This is a genomic window from Streptomyces sp. NPDC017943 (genome assembly GCF_044328425.1).
Lineage (GTDB): Bacteria > Actinomycetota > Actinomycetes > Streptomycetales > Streptomycetaceae > Streptomyces > Streptomyces djakartensis_A.
On sequence record NZ_JBIRHH010000015.1, the window covers coordinates 18,762 to 37,318 of the forward strand.

Consider the following 18,557-nt stretch of genomic DNA (forward strand, 5'->3'; position numbering starts at 1 on the left):
CAGCCCTCGCGAGTCGATCTACCCGTGAGTAGCATCCTGGTCATGGCAGAGACGCAGCAGGCAGACCCGAAGGCCGAGCGCAAGGTGGCCCGGCTGGCCCAGCAGATCACCTCCTTCTCCAAGGCCCACGGCGGCGCCGAGGGCCAGGTCGCCTACCTCGGCGAGCGCGGCGCCCGCATCGTCCTGGTCGGCGAGGACGGCGGCTGGGGCGACCTGGTGGCCCCGACCTACGAGATCGCCGAGAAGGCCGTCGAGAGGGCGGGCATCACCCGCCACGAGTCCTTCGACGGCGATCTCGCGGCGAAGGTGAGGACGGGCCGCTACGAGTGGTCGCGGATGGCGGGCATCCAGGTGGGCGGTCCCAAGAACGACTGACCGGTTCCGGGGCGCGGGGCCGGATCGATGTGTGGTTCCGCCGCGTGGGTGTGACCAGCCACGACGGCCTCGCACCCGCCGGACCCACCGGTACTCCCACGACGGCCCCGCGACCTCACACCCGGTTCACCCGTTAGGACCCTTGAGAGCGACAGGGTCCACCCCGGGAGGCCCGGATGATCGAAACGCCGTCACTGGTGGACCAGTACTGCCACGGAGTACTCCGCACGGAGCTGGGCCTCGGCACCTTCGAGGCCCACCTCGCGCGCACCGAGGGCCCGCCCGCCCCCGGCACCACCCTCTTCGACACCCAGACCGGGTTCGCGGTACGGCGCTGGTGCCCGCCCCTGCTCGGCCTGGAGCCGCACTGCCCGCCCGCCCGGTACCTGGCGCGGCGCCGCGAACTCGGTGTCCTGGAGGCCGGCCGAAGACTCCTGCGCGGCAGCGGCATCACGACCTACCTCGTCGACACCGGGCTGCCCGGCGATCTGACCGGCCCGGCGGAACTGGCCTCCGCCGGGTCCGCCGGGGCCCACGAGATCGTGCGGCTGGAACTGCTCGCGGAGCAGGTCGCCGACACCTCCGGAACGGTCGAGTCGTTCCTCGCGAACCTCGCGGAGTCCGTGCACGCCGCCGCCGCGCACGCCGTGGCCTTCACCTCCGTGGCGGGTGTGCGCCACGGCCTCGCGCTCGCGCCGGAGCCACCCGGGCCGGGGGAGGTGCGCGGGGCGGCCGGCCGCTGGCTCGCGGGGCGCGGGGTCGGCGGGGAGCTGAGCGATCCGGTGCTGCTGCGGCACCTGCTGTGGAGCGCCGTGGCCTCGGGGCTGCCGCTGCAACTGCACGCCGGACTCGGTGCCCCGGGGCTGCGCATCGACCGGACGGACCCGGTCCTGCTGACCGACTTCGTCCGCGCCACCGCCGGGCTGGGCACGGACCTGGTCCTGCTGCACGGCTACCCGTACCACCGGCACGCCGCCCATCTGGCCGGTGTCTTCCCGCACGTCCACGTCGACTGCGGTGCCGCCCTGGTGCGCACCGGCGCCCGGGCCGCCACGGTGCTCGCCGAGATCCTGGAGCTCGCGCCGTTCGGCAAGATCCTGTTCTCCACCGGCGCGCAGGGGCTGCCCGAACTGCACGTGGTGGGCGCCCGCCTGTTCCGCGAGGCCCTCGGCCGGGTGCTGGGCACCTGGGTCGCCGAGGGCGCCTGGTCCCTGGGGGACGCCCAGCGGGTCGCGGGCATGCTGGCCTCGGCGAACGCGCGCAGGGTGTACGGCCTCGCCGAGGACTCCCGCGCGCCGGGCCCCCTGCCCGGCCCGGGGCGGGAGCGGGCCCTGCTCTAGGCCTTCGTCAGGTTCGGCTCGGCGGCGGGCCCGGGCACACCGGACAGCGGCTGCGGCCGCTCGCGCAGCGACAGCACCACCCGCAGCACCCAGATCCACATCACCGCGGAACCGAGCATGTGCAGGCCGACCAGGATCTCCGGCAGATCGGTGAAGTACTGCACATAGCCGATGGCGCCCTGCGCGAGCAGGATCAGGAACAGCTCGCGGGTGCGGTGCAGCGGGCCGCCGGGCGCGTCGACCGCCTTGAGGACGAACCACAGGGCGAAGGTCAGCGTCACCACGATCCACGCCAGCACGGCGTGCAGCTTGCTCACCGTCTCCCAGTCGACCGGCATCCGCTCGACCTCGCTGGAGTCGCCCGCGTGCGGTCCGGCGCCGGTGACCACGGTGCCGACCAGGATGAGCAGCACCGCCGCCGCGACCAGGAACCACACCAGCTGCCGGACGGCGTTGCCGACCAGCGGGCGCGGCTCCCCGTCGCCCTCGCGGGTGCGGTGCCACATCACCGTCGCCACCGCGATGAGCGCGGACGTCGCCACGAAGTGCGCCGCGACCGTGTAGGGGTTCAGGCCGACCAGGACCACGATGCCGCCGAGGACCGCGTTGCTCATCACGATCCAGAACTGGGCCCAGCCCAGCCGGGTCAGCCCCCGTCGGTACGGCTTCTGCGAGCGCGCTGCGATGATCGCCCACCCGACGGCGGCGCACAGCACGTACGTGAGCATGCGGTTGCCGAACTCGATGGCGCCGTGGAAGCCCATCTCGGCGGTCGAGGTGAGCGAGTCGTCGGTGCACTTGGGCCAGGTCGGGCACCCCAGGCCCGAGCCGGTCAGCCGCACGGCACCGCCGGTGACCACGATGAGCACCGACATCACGAGTGCGGACAGGGCGGCGCGCCGGACGGTCCGGGGGTCCGGGGTCCAGCGTGCGGCGATGAAGGCGAGCGGATTGCGCAGGGCCGCCTGGGCGTCGGCACGGGTCACGTTTGGCACGCGTCCCATCGTAGGGCGCCGCTTGTGCACGCTTTCACGAGGGTCCGCCACGGCCCTTGTCCCACCAGGGTCGGGTGCCGCCGCCGGTGGCGAGCGTCACGCCCGGGCGGGTCACTCCCAGCGGAAGAAGTGCCCGGCGGCGGCCAGCCCGGCCACCGCCCAGACCGCGAGGACGCCCAGGTCGCCCCAGGGCATCGCGGCCCCGTGCTGCAGCACGTCCCGCAGCCCGTCGGACAGGGCGGCGATGGGCAGCAGACCGAGGACGTCCTGGACGCCGGAGGGGAACTTGTCGAGCGGGACGACGATCCCGCCGCCGACGAGCAGCAGCAGGAAGACCAGGTTGGCGGCGGCGAGCGTCGCCTCGGCCTTCAGCGTGCCGGCCATCAGCAGCCCGAGGCCGGAGAAGGCCGCCGTGCCGAGGACGAGGAGCAGCAGCACGGCGAACGGGTTGCCGTGCGGGGACCAGCCGAGCGCGCACGCGATCACCGTGAGCAGCAGAACCTGCAGCACCTCGGTGACCAGCACCGACAGCGTCTTGGCCGTCATCAGGCCCCAGCGCGGCAGGGGCGAGGCGGCGAGCCGCTTCAGCACCCCGTAGCGCCGCTCGAAGCCGGTCGCGATGGCCTGGCCGGTGAACGCGGTCGACATCACCGCCAGCGCGAGGACGCCGGGGGCGAGGAAGTCGACCGCCTCGCCGGAGCCCGTGTCGACGATGTCCACCGTGCTGAACAGGACCAGCAGCAGCGTCGGGATGACGACGGTCAGCAGCAGCTGCTCGCCGTTGCGCAAGAGCATCTTCGTCTCCAGCACGGCCTGGGCGGCGATCATGCGCGGCAGGGGCGCCGCGCCGGGCCTGGGGGAGTAGGTGCCCGTCGCGGTCATGAGCGCAGCTCCTTGCCGGTCAGCTCGAGGAAGACGTCCTCCAGGGTGTGCCGCTCCACCGAGATCCTCTCCGGCATCACCCCGTGCTGGGCGCACCAGGAGGTCACCGTCGCGAGCAGCTGGGGGTCGACCTTGCCGACCACCCGGTACGAGCCCGGCGTCAGCTCCGCGGCGGAGCAGTCGGCGGGCAGGGCCTTGAGCAGGGAGCCCACGTCGAGACCGGGTCGGCCGGTGAAGCGCAGGGTGTTCTCGGCGCCCCCGCGGCACAGCTGCTCGGGGGAGCCCTGGGCGATGACCCGGCCGGCGTCGATGATCGCCACGTCGTCGGCGAGCTGCTCGGCCTCGTCCATGTAGTGCGTGGTGAGGATGACCGACACGCCGTCGGCGCGCAGGTCCCGGACCAGGTCCCAGGTGGCGCGGCGGGCCTGCGGGTCGAGTCCGGCGGTCGGCTCGTCCAGGAAGACCAGCTCCGGGCGGCCGACCACGGCCATCGCCAGGGCCAGCCGCTGCTGCTGGCCGCCCGACAGCCGCCGGTAGGACGTGCGCCCGCAGGAGCCGAGGCCGAGGCGCTCGACGAGGGCGTCCACGTCGAGGGGGTGGGCGTGCAGCCTCGCCACGTGGCGGAGCATCTCCTCGGCGCGCGAGCCCGAGTAGACGCCGCCGGACTGGAGCATCACGCCGATGCGGGGCCGCAGGTCCGCGGACTGCCGCACCGGGTCCAGACCCAGCACGCGCACGCTGCCGGAGTCCGGCCTGCGGTACCCCTCACAGGTCTCGATCGTGGTGGTCTTGCCCGCCCCGTTGGGGCCGAGCACGGCGGTCACGCCCGCGCGGGCCTCCAGGTCGAGCCCGTCCACCGCGGTCTTCGTGCCGTACCGCTTCACCAGGGCCTGGACCTGGACCACGGGCTCACTTCGCATGGGTCCAGAGTCTAGGGAGGCGCGCGGGGGCTCAGACCCGGGGGTCCCCCGGCGCGAGCGGGCCCGGCAGCGGCGCGGCGGGCGGGATCTCCTCCTCGCGCGGCCGGTGCACGGCCAGCCACCGCTCGGCGTAGGCCACCGCGTCCGCCACCGGGAACAGCCGCACCTCGGCCGCCCCGGCCTTCCCGCGCACGACGGGCCGGTCCCGTTCGAAGTCGTAGCCCAGCTCGTCGAACCGGTCGGAGCTGATGGACACCTCGGTCACGGTCTCCCAGCCGTCCGGACCGGGCCTGCCCACCTCCACGCGCGGGGACGGAATGCGGTACTCGGCGAGGTGGAAGCTCGTGCAGGAGGCGTAGCCCGCCCCGAGCAGCAGCACCCGGGCGCCCATCGCCTCCAGCGTCGCCAGCGGGCTGCGCTCGCCCAGCCGGCAGTCCGTCGCGTGCCCCTCGACCACCTGAGCCGCGCGCGCCCCGAGAGCGGCGAACGAGGTCTGCGGGTGGGCGCTGCGCAGCGCCCCCGGCCAGGTGCGCACGGTCTCCGGGACGATGCCGACCCCGCGCGAGGGCGTGGTCGCCGGGTCGTAGGCGGGCATCGTGGCGCGGATGGCCGGCCACCACTGCGGCGGGACGGGCGGGTCGCTCCACAGCGCCGGGTCGGACAGGGCGCCGGTCTGGGTCGGGACCACCAGGGTCCCGTCGGGGCCGAGCACGTCGAGCAGGGCCTGGACCACCGCGACGGGGCCGCCGTTGACCCAGCCGAGCGCCCGGAGCGAGGAGTGCACCAGGAGGGTCTCGCCGGGGCGCACGCCCAGTTCGCGCAGCTCGGTGCGGAGTGTCTCGCGGGTGACAAGAGGGCCGGTCGCAGGGGGTGTCGGCATGGTTGTGGAGTGTCCCCGAAGCGGCCCGGCCATGCCACCGTTTTGATCGATCAGAGATCGTTTCCGCAGGTCGGCTTAGGTTTGCCTAAGTGACGCAGGGCACCGTCGGGCGTCCGGCGGGCGGCTTGCCCGCTCCCGGAGAATTACGCAACAATGGCGTTGTGAAAAACGTCGGCGAGGCTCGGGAGACCCCCACGGGGACCCCGCAGGAGGAGCTCGCGACCGGGGAGCGGTCCACCCGCAACCGGGTCGCGCGGTCCATCCTGGACCACGGCCCCTCGACCGTCGCGGAGCTGGCCGAGCGCCTGGGCCTGACCCAGGCGGCCGTGCGCCGCCACCTGGACGCCCTCGCGGGCGACGGCGTCGTCGAGGCGCGCGAGCGGCGGGTCTACGGCGCACGCACCCGTGGCCGTCCGGCCAAGGTGTTCGCCCTGACCGACTGCGGCCGGGACGCCTTCGACCAGTCCTACGACAAGCTCGCCACCGACGCCCTGCGCTGGATCGCCGACCGCGAGGGCGGCAGCGAGGCCATCGCCGCCTTCGCCCGCGCCAGGATCGCCGCACAGGCCGGTGCCTACCGCGCCGCGGTCGAGTCCGCCTCCCCCGAGGAGCGCACGGAAGCCCTGGCCAAGGCGCTGAGCGCCGACGGGTACGCTGCTACGGCGCGCAGCGCGCCCCACCCGCAACAGGGTGAGCAGCTCTGCCAGCACCACTGCCCGGTCGCCCACGTCGCCGAGCAGTTCCCGCAGCTGTGCGAGGCGGAGACGGAATTTTTCGCGGAGCTGCTCGGTACGCATGTCCAGCGGCTCGCCACCATCGCGCACGGCGACGGCGTCTGCACGACGTTCATCCCCAAGATTTCCCACAACGCATCTGCAAGCACGGCCGGGAGGAACCCCGCATGACTCTCCCCACGGAGACTGCCCACCCTGAGCTGGAGGGCCTGGGCAAGTACGAGTACGGCTGGGCCGACTCCGACACGGCCGGCGCCTCCGCCAAGCGCGGCATCAACGAGGACGTCGTCCGGGACATCTCCGCCAAGAAGAGCGAGCCGGAGTGGATGACCAAGCTCCGTCTCAAGGGCCTGCGCCTGTTCGAGAAGAAGCCCATGCCGAACTGGGGCTCGGACCTGTCGGGCATCGACTTCGACAACATCAAGTACTTCGTGCGCTCCACGGAGAAGCAGGCGGAGTCCTGGGAGGACCTGCCCGAGGACATCAAGAACACCTACGACAAGCTGGGCATCCCCGAGGCGGAGAAGCAGCGCCTCGTCGCCGGTGTCGCCGCGCAGTACGAGTCGGAGGTCGTCTACCACCAGATCCGCGAGGACCTGGAGGAGCAGGGCGTCATCTTCCTCGACACCGACACCGCGCTGAAGGAGCACCCGGAGCTCTTCAAGGAGTACTTCGGCACCGTCATCCCCGCCGGTGACAACAAGTTCGCGGCTCTGAACACCGCCGTGTGGTCGGGCGGCTCCTTCATCTACGTGCCGAAGGGCGTGCACGTCGAGATCCCGCTCCAGGCCTACTTCCGCATCAACACGGAGAACATGGGCCAGTTCGAGCGGACCCTGATCATCGTCGACGAGGGTGCCTACGTGCACTACGTCGAGGGCTGCACCGCCCCGATCTACAAGTCGGACTCGCTGCACTCCGCGGTCGTCGAGATCATCGTCAAGAAGAACGCCCGCTGCCGCTACACGACCATCCAGAACTGGTCGAACAACGTCTACAACCTGGTCACCAAGCGCGCCGTGGCGTACGAGGGCGCGACCATGGAGTGGATCGACGGCAACATCGGCTCCAAGGTGACGATGAAGTACCCGGCCGTCTACCTCATGGGCGAGCACGCCAAGGGCGAGACCCTGTCCATCGCCTTCGCGGGCGAGGGCCAGCACCAGGACGCCGGCGCCAAGATGGTCCACATGGCCCCGAACACCTCCTCCAACATCGTCTCCAAGTCGGTGGCGCGAGGCGGCGGCCGCACCTCCTACCGCGGTCTCATCGAGATCGGCGAGGGCGCCCCGGGCTCCAAGTCGAACGTCCTGTGCGACGCGCTGCTGGTGGACACCATCTCCCGCTCGGACACCTACCCCTACGTGGACGTCCGCGAGGACGACGTGTCCATGGGCCACGAGGCGACCGTCTCCAAGGTCTCCGAGGACCAGCTCTTCTACCTGATGAGCCGCGGCCTGAGCGAGGACGAGGCGATGGCCATGATCGTGCGCGGCTTCGTCGAGCCCATCGCCAAGGAGCTCCCCATGGAGTACGCGCTGGAGCTCAACCGGCTGATCGAGCTGCAGATGGAGGGCGCGGTCGGCTGACCCGCCGCCCCGCCCCCGTCACGCCCCTTCACGCAACGAAAGCGAGCATTACGACAGCCATGGCTGAGGCTCAGAACATCCCCGTGGGCTCCACCACCGCGGGCTCGATCGCGGTGGCCGCCGAGTCGACCGTCGCCACGCGCATGAGCGCGCCCCCCTCCTTCGACGTCGCGGACTTCCCCGTCCCGCACGGCCGCGAGGAGGAGTGGCGGTTCACCCCGCTGGAGCGCCTGCGCGGCCTGCACGACGGCACGGCCGTCGCCACCGGCAACGGTGTGAAGGTCGAGGTGCAGGCCCCCGAGGGCGTCACCGTCGAGGCCGTGGGCCGTGACGACGCGCGGCTCGGCAAGGCCGGCACCCCGGTGGACCGCGTCGCCGCCCAGGCCTACTCGGCGTTCGAGAAGGCCTCGGTCGTGACCGTCCCCAAGGAGACCGTCCTCGCCGAGCCGATCCGCATCGCCGTGCACGGCGAGGGCGGCACCGCCTTCGGCCACCAGGTGATCGAGCTGGGCGCCTTCGCCGAGGCCGTCGTGGTCATCGACCACACCGGTGACGCGGTGCTCGCCGCCAACGTCGACTACCTGCTGGGCGACGGCGCCAAGCTCACCGTCGTCTCCGTGCAGGACTGGGACGACAAGGCCGTGCACGTCGCGCAGCACAACGCGCTCGTCGGCCGCGACGCCTCCTTCAAGTCGGTCGTCGTCACCTTCGGCGGCGACGTCGTCCGGCTCCACCCGCGCGTGCAGTACGCCGGGCCCGGCGGCGAGGCCGAGCTGTTCGGCCTGTACTTCACCGACCGCGGCCAGCACCAGGAGCACCGCCTCCTGGTCGACCACAACGTCCCGCACTGCAAGTCCAACGTCGTCTACAAGGGCGCCCTCCAGGGCGACGACGCCCACGCGGTGTGGATCGGCGACGTGCTCATCGAGGCCAAGGCCGAGGGCACCGACACGTACGAGATGAACCGCAACCTGGTCCTCACCGACGGGGCGCGCGTGGACTCCGTGCCGAACCTGGAGATCGAGACCGGCGAGATCGTCGGCGCCGGCCACGCCTCGGCGACCGGCCGCTTCGACGACGAGCAGCTCTTCTACCTCATGGCGCGCGGCATCCCCGAGATCGACGCCCGCCGCCTGGTGGTCCGCGGCTTCTTCGCCGAACTGGTCCAGCAGATCGGCGTCCCCGACATCGAGGAGCGCCTGATCGCCAAGATCGAGGAGGAGCTGGAGGCGGCGGTCGCATGACCTTCGTACGCGCCTGCGGACTGGGCGAGCTGGAGGAGGACACCCCCAAGCGGGTGGAACTCGACGGCACGCCCGTGTCCATCGTGCAGACCGAGGGCGAGGTGTTCGCGATCCACGACATCTGCTCGCACGCGAACGTCTCCCTGGCGGAGGGCGAGGTCGACGACTGCCACATCGAGTGCTGGCTGCACGGCTCGCGCTTCGACCTCCGTTCCGGCAAGCCCGACGCCCTCCCGGCGACGCGCCCCGTCCCCGTATACCCCGTAAAGATCGATGGGGACGACGTGCTCGTCTCCCTCACCCAGGAGTCCTGAGGCATCCATGGCAACGCTTGAAATCCGAGACCTGCACGTCACCGTCGAGGCCGACAACGCCACGAAGGAGATCCTCAAGGGCGTCGACCTCACCGTGAAGCAGGGCGAGACGCACGCCATCATGGGCCCCAACGGCTCGGGCAAGTCGACCCTCGCCTACTCCCTCGCCGGTCACCCCAAGTACACGATCACCGGCGGCACCGTCACCCTCGACGGCGAGGACGTCCTGGAGATGTCCGTCGACGAGCGGGCCCGCGCCGGCCTGTTCCTCGCCATGCAGTACCCGGTCGAGGTCCCGGGTGTCTCCGTGTCGAACTTCCTGCGCACCTCCGCCACGGCCGTCCGCGGCGAGGCCCCCAAGCTGCGCACCTGGGTGAAGGAGGTCAAGGAGGCCATGGAGCGCCTCAACATGGACCCGTCCTTCGCCGAGCGCAACGTCAACGAGGGCTTCTCCGGCGGTGAGAAGAAGCGCCACGAGATCCTCCAGCTGGAGCTCCTCAAGCCGAAGATGGCGATCCTCGACGAGACCGACTCCGGTCTGGACGTCGACGCGCTGCGTGTGGTGTCGGAGGGCGTGAACCGCGTCCGCGAGACGGGCGAGGTCGGCACCCTGCTGATCACCCACTACACGCGCATCCTGCGCTACATCAAGCCCGACCACGTGCACGTCTTCTCCGGCGGCCGCATCGTCGAGTCCGGCGGCGCCGAGCTCGCCGACAAGCTGGAGAACGAGGGGTACGAGGCATACACGAAGGGTGGCGCATCCGCGTGACACAGCTGCCGGGCCTCCTCGACACCGAGGCGATCCGCAAGGACTTCCCCATCCTGGACCGCCAGGTCCACGACGGCCGGAAGCTCGTGTACCTGGACAACGCGGCCACCAGCCAGAAGCCGCGTCAGGTGCTGGACGCACTCAGTGAGTACTACGAGCGCTACAACGCCAACGTCCACCGCGGTGTGCATGTGCTCGCCGAGGAGGCCACGGCGCTGTACGAGGGCGCGCGCGACAAGGTCGCGGCGTTCATCAACGCGCCCTCGCGCGACGAGGTGATCTTCACCAAGAACGCCTCGGAGTCGCTCAACCTCGTGGCGAACATGCTGGGCTGGGCCGACGAGCCCTACCGCGTGGACTCCGACACCGAGATCGTCATCACGGAGATGGAGCACCACTCCAACATCGTGCCGTGGCAGCTGCTCGCGCAGCGCACGGGCGCGAAGCTGAAGTGGTTCGGCCTCACCGACGACGGCCGCCTGGACCTGTCGAACATCGAGGAGGTCATCACCGAGAAGACGAAGATCGTCTCCTTCGTGCTGGTCTCCAACATCCTCGGCACCCAGAACCCGGTCGAGGCGATCGTGCGCCGCGCCCAGGAGGTCGGCGCCCTGGTCTGCGTCGACGCCTCCCAGGCCGCCCCGCACATGCCGCTGGACGTGCAGGCCCTCCAGGCCGACTTCGTGGCCTTCACCGGCCACAAGATGTGCGGTCCGACCGGCATCGGCGTCCTCTGGGGCCGCCAGGAGCTGCTGGAGGACCTGCCCCCGTTCCTCGGCGGCGGCGAGATGATCGAGACGGTGTCGATGCACTCCTCGACCTACGCGCCGGCCCCCCACAAGTTCGAGGCGGGCACGCCCCCGATCTCCCAGGCGGTCGGTCTCGGCGCGGCGATCGACTACCTCGAGTCGATCGGCATGGAGAAGATCCTCGCCCACGAGCACGCGCTGACCGAGTACGCGGTCAAGCGGCTGCTGGAGGTCCCCGACCTGCGCATCATCGGCCCCACCACGGCCGAGGAGCGCGGCGCGGCGATCTCCTTCACGCTGGGCGACATCCACCCGCACGACGTGGGCCAGGTCCTGGACGAGCAGGGCATCGCCGTCCGGGTCGGCCACCACTGCGCGCGGCCGGTCTGCCTGCGGTACGGAATTCCTGCGACCACGCGAGCGTCGTTCTATCTGTACTCCACGCCGGCCGAGATCGACGCGCTGGTCGACGGCCTGGAGCACGTTCGGAACTTCTTCGGCTGAAGGGCGTGAGCTGAGACAGTGAAGCTGGACTCCATGTACCAGGAAGTCATCCTGGACCACTACAAGAACCCGCACGGGCGTGGTCTGAGGGACGGCGACGCCGAGGTGCACCACGTCAACCCGACGTGCGGCGACGAGATCACGCTGCGCGTGAAGTACGACGGCACGACGATCGAGGACGTCAGCTACGAGGGCCAGGGCTGCTCCATCAGCCAGGCCTCGGCGTCCGTGCTGAACGAGCTGCTGGTCGGCAAGGAAGTGTCCGACGCGCGGAAGATCCAGGAGACCTTCCTGGAGCTGATGCAGTCCAAGGGCCGGATCGAGCCCGACGACGCGATGGAGGACGTCCTGGAGGACGCGGTGGCGTTCGCCGGGGTGTCCAAGTACCCGGCCCGGGTCAAGTGCGCCCTGCTGAGCTGGATGGCCTGGAAGGACGCGACGGCCCAGGTGCTGGGCGGAGCCGACGCCGAGAAGGAGACGACGGCATGAGCGAGACCGTTGAGATGAAGCCGGCCTCGGAGGAAGAGGTCCGCGAGGCGCTGTACGACGTGGTCGACCCCGAGCTGGGCATCGACGTCGTCAACCTCGGCCTGATCTACGGCATCCACATCGACGACGCGAACATCGCGACGCTCGACATGACCCTGACGTCGGCGGCCTGCCCGCTGACGGACGTCATCGAGGACCAGGCCAAGTCGGCCACGGACGGCCTCGTGAGCGAACTGCGGATCAACTGGGTCTGGATGCCCCCGTGGGGCCCCGACAAGATCACCGACGACGGCCGTGAGCAGCTGCGCGCGCTCGGGTTCAACGTCTGAGACCGACCGACGGTCCACGCGCGTTCGAGGGCGGCACCCGACCGGGTGCCGCCCTCACGTGTGGTCAGCCCAGCCCGGCCACCAGCCGGAACGAGGCGTCCGCGCGGTACTGGCGGCTGCCGTCGTAGGGGTCGAGGCGGAGCTGGAAGTCGCGGTGGCGCAGGAAGCGGCCCGGGTAGTTGAGCGACTCCAGGGCGACGGCGCCCGACCGGTGCCGGGCGCGCGGGCAGAACGTGGCGTCCTGCCGGAGGAGGGACGAGCCGTCGTCGGCGCTCGCGACCAGGACGAAGTCGCGGTGGCGCAGGTAGCGGCCGTCCGCCGTGGCGAAGGACCAGCAGGAGGAGTCCGCGAGTCCGGCCACCCGCCGGAACGTGGCGTCCTCGCGCGACCCCCGGCCGGCCGGTTCCAGGCGGACGGAGCCGTCCCGGACCCGCCAGTAGCGGTCGGGGTGATTGACCGACACGAGGGACGTGCCGCCCGCGGCCGGGTCCTTGGACGGGGCGGGCCCGGAGGGCCGGGGGGACGCCGGCGGTGTCGGCGTCCGCCTCCCGGCCTCCGCACTCGGGGATGCGCCGCGCGCGGACGGGCTCGGCGCGGATGGGGCGGACGGGCTGCCGGTGCTCGCACCGGGGGACGGGCTGCCGCTCTGCGAGGGCGTGGCGAAGGAGATCAGGCCGCCGGGGGCCGAGCCGCCGAGGGCGGCGGGCCGGTCCGCCCCGCCGGCCGGTTCGGCCGGCCCGTTGCCGGTGAGCGCGACGGCGGTGACGCACGCGGTGACCGTGGCCAGCGCGAGGGCGCCCGCCAGCCAGAGCCGTCGCGTGCCCGGGGACCGGGTGGTGTCCGGGGCCCAGCCGCTCTCCCAGGGACGGTCCAGCGGCGGCCGGGACTTCTGTGCTGACATGCGCGGTTCCTCCGCGGGCACCCGTGACGGCGGCGCAGTTGTGGTGGCCCGGTGTGTGATCGGGGAGACACCGTAGTGGAGAGGTGCGGCGCGCGGGAGCCCTTTGCGGAAGCGGGGTCCGCTCGCTGTCCGGGCCGCGTTGTGCACCCCGTACATATGGTGTGTACACCCGTACCTATGATGTGTACGTGCGTACATATGGTGTGTACGCTCGTACGCATGGGTTATCTGCTGCTCGCCGGGGCCATCGCCGCGGAGGTCGGCGCGACCACCGCCATGAAGTACAGCGACGGCTTCAGCCGGCTCGGGCCCTCGCTGCTCACCCTCGCCGGCTATGTCGTCTCCTTCGCGCTGCTCGCCCAGACGCTGAGGACGGTCGCGGTCGGCACGGCCTACGCGATCTGGGCCGGAGTGGGCACGGCGGCCATCGCCACGATCGGCGTCGTGTTCCTCGGTGAGGGCATGACCACCGCCAAGGCCGCCGGCATCGCGCTGATCATCATCGGGGTCGTCGTGCTCAACCTGGGCGGTGCGCACTGATGCCCCGGCGCCACGACCCCGAACGACGGCAGCGGATCATCGATGCGGCGATCCGGGTCGTCGGGGCCAAGGGCATCGCCGGGCTCAGCCACCGCAGCGCCGCCGCGGAGGCCGACGTCCCGCTCGGCTCGACCACGTACCACTTCGCCACGCTCGACGAACTCCTGGTCGCCGCCCTGCGCCAGGCCAACGAGGGGTTCGCCGAAGTGGTCGCCTCGCGCGGCGGCCTGGAGGATCCGCACACCGATCTGGCCGCGGAACTCGCCGGGCTGATGGGGGAGTGGCTGTCCGGCGACCGGACGGGCGTGGAGCTGGAGTACGAGCTGTACCTGGCCGCGCTGCGCCGGCCCGCCCTGCGCCCCGTGGCCGCCGAGTGGGCCGAGGGACTGGCCCGGCCGCTGGCCCGGCGCACGGACCCGGCCACCGCGCGGGCCCTGGTCGCGGTGATCGACGGCATCTGCCTCCAGGTGCTGCTGACGGGGGCGGCGTACGACGAGGCGTACGCGCGGGAGGTGCTGGGGCGGGTGATCGGCTGAGGCGGGGCGGAGGGGCGGGGGCGGTTCCGGGTGCGCGCGTGCCTGGTCGGTCGGCCGCCGGGCCGGGTGCTGGCTCGGTTGCCCGGTGCGGGCCGTGGGCGGTGGGCGTCCGGCGGGTCGGGGGACCGGCTCGTGAGACGCCCGGGGACCGGTTCGCATCGAGCCGTGTCCGCCGGTTAGGTTGCCCTCATGACCGACACGACTGCTCCCCGCACCACCGGCGCCGTGGCCGCCGGCCTCGCCACGATCGCCGCCGACGGCACCGTCCTCGACACCTGGTTCCCCGCGCCCGAGCTCATCGACGAGCCCGGCCCGTCCGGCACCGAGCGGCTGTCCGCCGAGCGCGCCGCGGAGCTGCTCGGCGGGGGCGCCACCGCAGCGGTCGGCCCCGACGCCCGCCGCGGCGTCGAGGTGGTCGCGGTCCGCACGGTCATCGGCTCCCTCGACGACAAGCCGGTCGACGCGCACGACGTCTACCTGCGCCTGCACCTGCTCTCGCACCGCCTGGTCAAGCCGCACGGCCAGAGCCTGGACGGCATCTTCGGCCACCTCGCCAACGTCGCGTGGACCTCGCTCGGCCCGGTCGCCGTCGACGACCTCGAGAAGGTCCGGCTCAACGCCCGCGCCGAGGGCCTGCACCTCCAGGTGACCTCCGTGGACAAGTTCCCGCGGATGACGGACTACGTGGCGCCCAAGGGCGTGCGGATCGCCGACGCCGACCGGGTCCGCCTCGGCGCGCACCTCGCCGCGGGCACCACCGTGATGCACGAGGGCTTCGTCAACTTCAACGCCGGCACGCTCGGCACGTCGATGGTGGAGGGCCGCATCTCCGCGGGCGTCGTCATCGGCGACGGCTCGGACATCGGCGGCGGCGCGTCCACCATGGGAACCCTGTCCGGCGGCGGCAACGTCATCATCGCCATCGGCGAGCGCTGCCTGATCGGCGCCGAGGCGGGCGTCGGCATCGCGCTGGGCGACGAGTGCGTCGTCGAGGCCGGCCTCTACGTCACCGCCGGCACCCGCGTCACCATGCCCGACGGGCAGATCGTCAAGGCCCGCGAGCTGTCCGGCGCCTCCAACATCCTCTTCCGCCGCAACTCGGTCACCGGCGCCGTCGAGGCCCGGCCGAACAACGCGGTGTGGGGAGGCCTGAACGAGATCCTGCACAGCCACAACTGACGTCCTGGGCCTTCCCGTACGGATGACCCGGCGTGACCTTGCGGCGGTATCGGCAGATGAACGGGTGGACGCAGTGTCCGATCACCAGCCGGAACGACGAAATGAGGACCGGGGCATGAGGAACGAGCGGGGACGGGCCGTCGCACGCCGTCTGTCGGTGGCCGTCGCGGCGCTGACGGTGTGCTGGCTGTCGGCGGGCGGCGCGCACGCCGACGAGACCAACACCGGCTCGCGCAACGGCCACCGGATGGGCCTGTTCAACATCGAGGTCGGCCAGATCGACGACCCGGCGGAGGACGTCCTGGAGCACACCCTGCTGTTCGGTGACGGGTACGCCTGGGACTGAACCGAAGCAGTACCGACACAGAGGCCCGTGCCGCGCACACCGCGCGGCACGGGCCTCTGCGTGAGGTGACTCAGGACGCGAGCAACTCCGCGTGCAGCGAGGCGAGGTGGGCGACCGTGCCCCGGTCCGGTGCGCGCAGGGGTGCGCGGACCGGACCCGCCGGGAGGGAGAGGGCGTTCAGCAGGGCCTTGGTCGTGACGGTGCCCGGGAGGCCCGCCGCCATGATCGCCTCGATGAGGGGCGTCGCCCGCTGCTGGAGGCGGGCCGCCCGCGCGGTGTCGCCGCTGTCGAAGGCGTCCAGCACGGCTCGCAGGTGCGCCGGGAGCACGTTCGCGACCGTGCTGACGTACCCCGTGCCGCCCACGGCGTACAGCGCCAGATTGTGTTCGTCGCAGCCCGCGTAGTACGCCAGGTCCGTGCGGGCCAGCACCTTCTGGGCGGCGAGGAAGTCGCCCGAGCAGTCCTTGACCGCGGTGATGCGGGGGTGCGCGGCGAGGCGCAGGAGCGTCTCCGCCTCGACGCGCACGCCGGTGCGGACGGGGATGTCGTAGAGCATGAGCGGGAGGCCGGTGGAGTCGGCGACCTCGCGGAAATGTGCCTCGATCGCGTCCTGCGGGGGACGGCTGTAGTAGGGCGCGACGACCAGCAGGCCGTCCGCCCCCGCCTTCTCGGCCTCGCGGCATAGCTCCGCGGTGTGGCGGGTGTCGGAGGTGCCGACGCCCGCGACGATCGACGCCGTGTCCCCGACGGCCTCGCGTACCGCGGTGATCAGGGCCGACTTCTCCGTGTCCGTGGTGGTCGGGGACTCGCCCGTCGTGCCCGAGAGGACGAGGCCGTCGCATCCGTGCGCGACCAGGTGGGCGGCGAGCCGCTGGGCGCCGTCGAGGTCGAGGGTCCCCACGTCGGTGAAGGGGGTGATCATCGCGCAGAGCGTGCGGCCGAAGGGAGAGGTCATGGCACGAGTGTCGTCCGGTTCATTGTGTAGCTCCACTTAAATTTTCTACGGGGTGTTGTTAAGGCATGCTGTGAGGTGGAGGGTCTGTGGTAAAGGGCCGGGCCGCCGGGTACCCGGGGTGCTGCTTCGAGAGGAGGCGGAACCGTGACCGGAACCATGGATCACCGAGTCGTGCGCGACGAGCACCACTCCGTGGGTGAACTCGTCAACCAGGCCGCCGAACAGGCCTCCCGGCTGGTACGGCAGGAAGTGGCGCTCGCCAAGGAGGAACTGGCCGAGAAGGGCCGCCGGGCGGGGCGCGGCGGCGGGCTCCTGGGCGCGGCCGGGGCGGTCGCGTACGCCGGGTTCATCGCCCTGGCCGGCGCGGGGGTCGCCGCGCTCTCGCTGGTGCTGCCCGTGTGGGCGGCGGCGCTGATCGTGACCGGCGTGCTGTTCGTCGTCGCCGGTGTGCTGGCCGCGCTCGGGCGGGGGCAGTTGCGGCGGGCGGCACCGCCCACGCCCGAGCAGGCGATCGGCAGCGTCAAGGCGGACGTGGAGGAGATCAAGGAAAGGGCGCATCGATGACGAAGCCGACGGGTGGGGCCAAGGGGCCCGACGAGCTGCGGCGGCAGATCGAGCAGACGCGTGGTGAACTCGGCAACACGGTGGAGGAGTTGGCCGGGAAGACGGATGTGAAGGGACGGGCGCTGGCCCGGGCCGCCGACCTGAGGGACAAGGCCGGGGCGATGTCGGTGCAGTTGCGCAGCAGCGCGGCGCAGGCGGGGCACGCGGTGCAGAAGCGCGCCGCGCACACCGGGCCGGGGCCGGTGCGGACGATCGTGCAGGCCGGAGTGCGGCATCCGCGTCCGGTGCTGGTGGCCGGGGCGGCCGCCGGGGTGGTGGCGGTCGGGGTGCTGCGGTGGAGGCACTCGCACGGGCATAGCTGAGTGCGGGGTCCGACGGCCTGACCGGTGGTGGTCCAGAGCTTCGCCTGACCGTGGGTGGAGGGTCGGGGCCGTGCCGGGGGGCGTCCGTCCTCGGAACGGCGCGATGGGGTGGCGTACCGACTCACTGTCCGTCGACGCGCCGACCAGCTGTGGGCGGACACCCCCCCGGCACGTCCCCTTCCGTGGGACCGCGGGTGGACCTTGACCTCAAGCTCGGTCGAGGTTGAAGGGTGGTGCTCGTCAAGCGGCGCGACGACTGGAGTGGTCCATGCGAACCGAGAAGCACCCCGATCTCACCGATCCCCGTGTCGGTGCCCCCTTCTTCTCCACCTGGCGGGTGGGCACGCCCGAGCGGCAGCGGCTGACGGTGGAGGCCGTTCGGCGCACCTGGGAACGGCGTCCCTGGCCCGCGAACGGACTGCTGGGCTACCACGTGTACGCCGGGCACGACGGGACGACGCTGATGCACTATTCGCAGTGGAGCGGCGAGCAGGACTACGAGGCGTTTCTCAAGACGCACCGGCAGGAGCGCGTCGACGAGATCGACACCGTCGTGCCGGGGATCGAGCGGGTGGAGCTGCGGCGGTACCGGCGTCGCCGCAGCCGGGAGCGTGCGGCGGGGGACGTGCGGGTCCCGGGGCTGATCGTCACCGTGCGGATCGACTTCGAGGAGGCCGGGCGCCGGGAGGAGTGGGTCGACCTGGTGCTCAAGGCGCTGGAGGACGACGCCGAGGGGCACGCGGGGCTGGTGTCCGCCCACTTCCACCTGAGCACGGACGGCGGGCACGTGCTGAACTACGCCGAGTGGGAGAGCGCGGCAGCCTACGACCGGGCGCTGGCCGCGCCGTCGACGGACGCCTGGGAGCGCGTACGGACGTTCGACGGGCTGGTGGGCTTCACCGGCAGCCGGTACACGCATGCGCTGGGGCTGGTGCCCGGGTGAGGGGGCGTGGGGGGGGGGGGGGGGGGGCCCCCCCCGGGGGGGGGGGGGGGCGGGCCCCCCCGCGGGGGGGGGGGGGGGGGGGGGGGGGGGGGGAGTCAGGGGGGGTTTGTCCCAG

At 72.0% G+C, this 18,557-nt stretch carries 23 protein-coding genes; 17 read left to right on the forward strand and 6 right to left on the reverse strand.

Annotated elements, in window-relative coordinates:
* The first annotated feature begins 42 nt into the window (after positions 1–42).
* Positions 43–375 (forward strand): hypothetical protein, encoded by a 333-nt coding sequence (locus ACH4C6_RS32890; RefSeq protein WP_398112327.1) that lies wholly within the window; start codon positions 43–45, stop codon positions 373–375.
* A 176-nt stretch (positions 376–551) separates the two neighbouring features.
* Entirely contained in the window at positions 552–1,715 is a 1,164-nt protein-coding gene (locus ACH4C6_RS32895; RefSeq protein ID WP_398112328.1) for an amidohydrolase family protein, read from the forward strand.
* Here the strand turns inward: ACH4C6_RS32895 and ACH4C6_RS32900 are convergent.
* From ACH4C6_RS32900 to ACH4C6_RS32915, 4 genes are all read right to left on the reverse strand, one after another.
* Positions 1,712–2,719, reverse strand: coding sequence for a heme A synthase (locus tag ACH4C6_RS32900; protein WP_398112329.1), 1,008 nt, complete (start codon positions 2,717–2,719; stop codon positions 1,712–1,714). The two genes, ACH4C6_RS32895 and ACH4C6_RS32900, sit on opposite strands and share 4 nt — an antisense overlap.
* Before the next feature lie 102 nt (positions 2,720–2,821).
* Positions 2,822–3,592, reverse strand: coding sequence for an ABC transporter permease (locus tag ACH4C6_RS32905; protein ID WP_398112330.1), 771 nt, complete (start codon positions 3,590–3,592; stop codon positions 2,822–2,824).
* A complete protein-coding gene (locus tag ACH4C6_RS32910) occupies positions 3,589–4,512 on the reverse strand; it encodes an ABC transporter ATP-binding protein (RefSeq protein WP_398112331.1) in 924 nt (307 codons plus the stop codon). Before ACH4C6_RS32910 ends, ACH4C6_RS32905 begins: the two co-directional genes overlap by 4 nt.
* Before the next feature lie 31 nt (positions 4,513–4,543).
* On the reverse strand, positions 4,544–5,392 hold the full coding sequence (locus ACH4C6_RS32915) for an aminoglycoside N(3)-acetyltransferase (protein WP_398112332.1): 849 nt from the start codon (positions 5,390–5,392) through the stop codon (positions 4,544–4,546).
* 161 nt (positions 5,393–5,553) lie between these two features.
* Between ACH4C6_RS32915 and ACH4C6_RS32920 the strand changes: the two genes are divergently transcribed.
* Genes ACH4C6_RS32920 through ACH4C6_RS32955 form a run of 8 tightly spaced genes read left to right on the forward strand, consistent with a single transcriptional unit; the run spans position 5,554 to position 12,116 of the window.
* Positions 5,554–6,297, forward strand: a complete 744-nt coding sequence (locus ACH4C6_RS32920; RefSeq protein ID WP_398112333.1) for a helix-turn-helix transcriptional regulator — start codon at positions 5,554–5,556, stop codon at positions 6,295–6,297.
* Positions 6,294–7,715 (forward strand): Fe-S cluster assembly protein SufB, encoded by a 1,422-nt coding sequence (gene sufB / locus ACH4C6_RS32925; protein ID WP_376326047.1) that lies wholly within the window; start codon positions 6,294–6,296, stop codon positions 7,713–7,715. The genes ACH4C6_RS32920 and sufB overlap by 4 nt, the downstream gene beginning before the upstream one ends.
* A gap of 59 nt (positions 7,716–7,774) precedes the next feature.
* Positions 7,775–8,959, forward strand: coding sequence for a Fe-S cluster assembly protein SufD (sufD, locus tag ACH4C6_RS32930; RefSeq protein ID WP_398112334.1), 1,185 nt, complete (start codon positions 7,775–7,777; stop codon positions 8,957–8,959).
* Positions 8,956–9,273, forward strand: coding sequence for a non-heme iron oxygenase ferredoxin subunit (locus ACH4C6_RS32935; protein ID WP_142164656.1), 318 nt, complete (start codon positions 8,956–8,958; stop codon positions 9,271–9,273). The genes sufD and ACH4C6_RS32935 overlap by 4 nt, the downstream gene beginning before the upstream one ends.
* 7 nt (positions 9,274–9,280) lie before the next feature.
* A complete protein-coding gene (sufC, locus tag ACH4C6_RS32940; RefSeq protein WP_398112335.1) occupies positions 9,281–10,045 on the forward strand; it encodes a Fe-S cluster assembly ATPase SufC in 765 nt (254 codons plus the stop codon).
* Positions 10,042–11,298, forward strand: a complete 1,257-nt coding sequence (locus ACH4C6_RS32945; protein WP_398112336.1) for a cysteine desulfurase — start codon at positions 10,042–10,044, stop codon at positions 11,296–11,298. Before sufC ends, ACH4C6_RS32945 begins: the two co-directional genes overlap by 4 nt.
* An 18-nt stretch (positions 11,299–11,316) precedes the next feature.
* The gene (gene sufU / locus ACH4C6_RS32950) at positions 11,317–11,787 is read left to right on the forward strand and encodes a Fe-S cluster assembly sulfur transfer protein SufU (protein ID WP_398112337.1); all 471 of its coding nucleotides are present in this window, start codon (positions 11,317–11,319) and stop codon (positions 11,785–11,787) included.
* Positions 11,784–12,116 (forward strand): metal-sulfur cluster assembly factor, encoded by a 333-nt coding sequence (locus ACH4C6_RS32955; RefSeq protein WP_028809645.1) that lies wholly within the window; start codon positions 11,784–11,786, stop codon positions 12,114–12,116. Before sufU ends, ACH4C6_RS32955 begins: the two co-directional genes overlap by 4 nt.
* A 64-nt stretch (positions 12,117–12,180) precedes the next feature.
* Here the strand turns inward: ACH4C6_RS32955 and ACH4C6_RS32960 are convergent, their stop codons facing one another.
* On the reverse strand, positions 12,181–13,017 hold the full coding sequence (locus ACH4C6_RS32960) for an AbfB domain-containing protein (RefSeq protein ID WP_398112338.1): 837 nt from the start codon (positions 13,015–13,017) through the stop codon (positions 12,181–12,183).
* A 219-nt stretch (positions 13,018–13,236) separates the two neighbouring features.
* Here ACH4C6_RS32960 and ACH4C6_RS32965 point away from each other — a divergent pair, with 219 nt between their 5' ends.
* The 4 genes from ACH4C6_RS32965 to ACH4C6_RS32980 all read left to right on the forward strand — a co-directional run bounded on the left by ACH4C6_RS32965 (position 13,237) and on the right by ACH4C6_RS32980 (position 15,618).
* Positions 13,237–13,557, forward strand: a complete 321-nt coding sequence (locus ACH4C6_RS32965) for a DMT family transporter (RefSeq protein ID WP_398112339.1) — start codon at positions 13,237–13,239, stop codon at positions 13,555–13,557.
* Positions 13,557–14,093 (forward strand): TetR/AcrR family transcriptional regulator, encoded by a 537-nt coding sequence (locus ACH4C6_RS32970; protein WP_398112340.1) that lies wholly within the window; start codon positions 13,557–13,559, stop codon positions 14,091–14,093. Before ACH4C6_RS32965 ends, ACH4C6_RS32970 begins: the two co-directional genes overlap by 1 nt.
* Positions 14,094–14,282: 189 nt before the next feature.
* Entirely contained in the window at positions 14,283–15,272 is a 990-nt protein-coding gene (gene dapD / locus ACH4C6_RS32975; protein WP_398112341.1) for a 2,3,4,5-tetrahydropyridine-2,6-dicarboxylate N-succinyltransferase, read from the forward strand.
* Between the two features lie 115 nt (positions 15,273–15,387).
* Complete coding sequence (locus ACH4C6_RS32980) at positions 15,388–15,618, forward strand: hypothetical protein (RefSeq protein ID WP_398112342.1); 231 nt, start codon at positions 15,388–15,390, stop codon at positions 15,616–15,618.
* A 70-nt stretch (positions 15,619–15,688) separates the two neighbouring features.
* On the opposite strand, the gene dapA is transcribed toward ACH4C6_RS32980, so the two are convergent.
* A complete protein-coding gene (gene dapA / locus ACH4C6_RS32985) occupies positions 15,689–16,573 on the reverse strand; it encodes a 4-hydroxy-tetrahydrodipicolinate synthase (protein ID WP_398112343.1) in 885 nt (294 codons plus the stop codon).
* Between the two features lie 144 nt (positions 16,574–16,717).
* Here dapA and ACH4C6_RS32990 point away from each other — a divergent pair, with 144 nt between their 5' ends.
* From ACH4C6_RS32990 to ACH4C6_RS33000, 3 genes are all read left to right on the forward strand, one after another.
* Positions 16,718–17,137 (forward strand): phage holin family protein, encoded by a 420-nt coding sequence (locus tag ACH4C6_RS32990; protein ID WP_398112344.1) that lies wholly within the window; start codon positions 16,718–16,720, stop codon positions 17,135–17,137.
* On the forward strand, positions 17,134–17,499 hold the full coding sequence (locus ACH4C6_RS32995) for a DUF3618 domain-containing protein (protein WP_398112345.1): 366 nt from the start codon (positions 17,134–17,136) through the stop codon (positions 17,497–17,499). Before ACH4C6_RS32990 ends, ACH4C6_RS32995 begins: the two co-directional genes overlap by 4 nt.
* A 268-nt stretch (positions 17,500–17,767) precedes the next feature.
* Positions 17,768–18,442, forward strand: coding sequence for an antibiotic biosynthesis monooxygenase (locus tag ACH4C6_RS33000; protein WP_398112346.1), 675 nt, complete (start codon positions 17,768–17,770; stop codon positions 18,440–18,442).
* Positions 18,443–18,557: the final 115 nt, after the last annotated feature.

Excerpts from the sequence above, each read along its gene's own strand:
- ACH4C6_RS32895 (WP_398112328.1), top strand. The coding sequence starts at position 552 with ATGATCGAAACGCCGTCACTGGTGGACCAGTACTGCCACGGAGTACTC.
- ACH4C6_RS32955 (WP_028809645.1), top strand. The coding sequence starts at position 11,784 with ATGAGCGAGACCGTTGAGATGAAGCCGGCCTCGGAGGAAGAGGTCCGC.
- ACH4C6_RS32960 (WP_398112338.1), bottom strand. The coding sequence starts at position 13,017 with ATGTCAGCACAGAAGTCCCGGCCGCCGCTGGACCGTCCCTGGGAGAGC.
- ACH4C6_RS32970 (WP_398112340.1), top strand. The coding sequence starts at position 13,557 with ATGCCCCGGCGCCACGACCCCGAACGACGGCAGCGGATCATCGATGCG.
- ACH4C6_RS33000 (WP_398112346.1), top strand. The coding sequence starts at position 17,768 with ATGCGAACCGAGAAGCACCCCGATCTCACCGATCCCCGTGTCGGTGCC.
- ACH4C6_RS32995 (WP_398112345.1), top strand. The coding sequence starts at position 17,134 with ATGACGAAGCCGACGGGTGGGGCCAAGGGGCCCGACGAGCTGCGGCGG.
- dapA (WP_398112343.1), bottom strand. The coding sequence starts at position 16,573 with ATGACCTCTCCCTTCGGCCGCACGCTCTGCGCGATGATCACCCCCTTC.
- ACH4C6_RS32890 (WP_398112327.1), top strand. The coding sequence starts at position 43 with ATGGCAGAGACGCAGCAGGCAGACCCGAAGGCCGAGCGCAAGGTGGCC.
- sufD (WP_398112334.1), top strand. The coding sequence starts at position 7,775 with ATGGCTGAGGCTCAGAACATCCCCGTGGGCTCCACCACCGCGGGCTCG.
- ACH4C6_RS32910 (WP_398112331.1), bottom strand. The coding sequence starts at position 4,512 with ATGCGAAGTGAGCCCGTGGTCCAGGTCCAGGCCCTGGTGAAGCGGTAC.
- ACH4C6_RS32980 (WP_398112342.1), top strand. The coding sequence starts at position 15,388 with ATGAGGAACGAGCGGGGACGGGCCGTCGCACGCCGTCTGTCGGTGGCC.
- ACH4C6_RS32900 (WP_398112329.1), bottom strand. The coding sequence starts at position 2,719 with ATGGGACGCGTGCCAAACGTGACCCGTGCCGACGCCCAGGCGGCCCTG.
- sufC (WP_398112335.1), top strand. The coding sequence starts at position 9,281 with ATGGCAACGCTTGAAATCCGAGACCTGCACGTCACCGTCGAGGCCGAC.
- ACH4C6_RS32935 (WP_142164656.1), top strand. The coding sequence starts at position 8,956 with ATGACCTTCGTACGCGCCTGCGGACTGGGCGAGCTGGAGGAGGACACC.
- ACH4C6_RS32915 (WP_398112332.1), bottom strand. The coding sequence starts at position 5,392 with ATGCCGACACCCCCTGCGACCGGCCCTCTTGTCACCCGCGAGACACTC.
- ACH4C6_RS32965 (WP_398112339.1), top strand. The coding sequence starts at position 13,237 with ATGGGTTATCTGCTGCTCGCCGGGGCCATCGCCGCGGAGGTCGGCGCG.
- dapD (WP_398112341.1), top strand. The coding sequence starts at position 14,283 with ATGACCGACACGACTGCTCCCCGCACCACCGGCGCCGTGGCCGCCGGC.
- ACH4C6_RS32905 (WP_398112330.1), bottom strand. The coding sequence starts at position 3,592 with ATGACCGCGACGGGCACCTACTCCCCCAGGCCCGGCGCGGCGCCCCTG.
- sufB (WP_376326047.1), top strand. The coding sequence starts at position 6,294 with ATGACTCTCCCCACGGAGACTGCCCACCCTGAGCTGGAGGGCCTGGGC.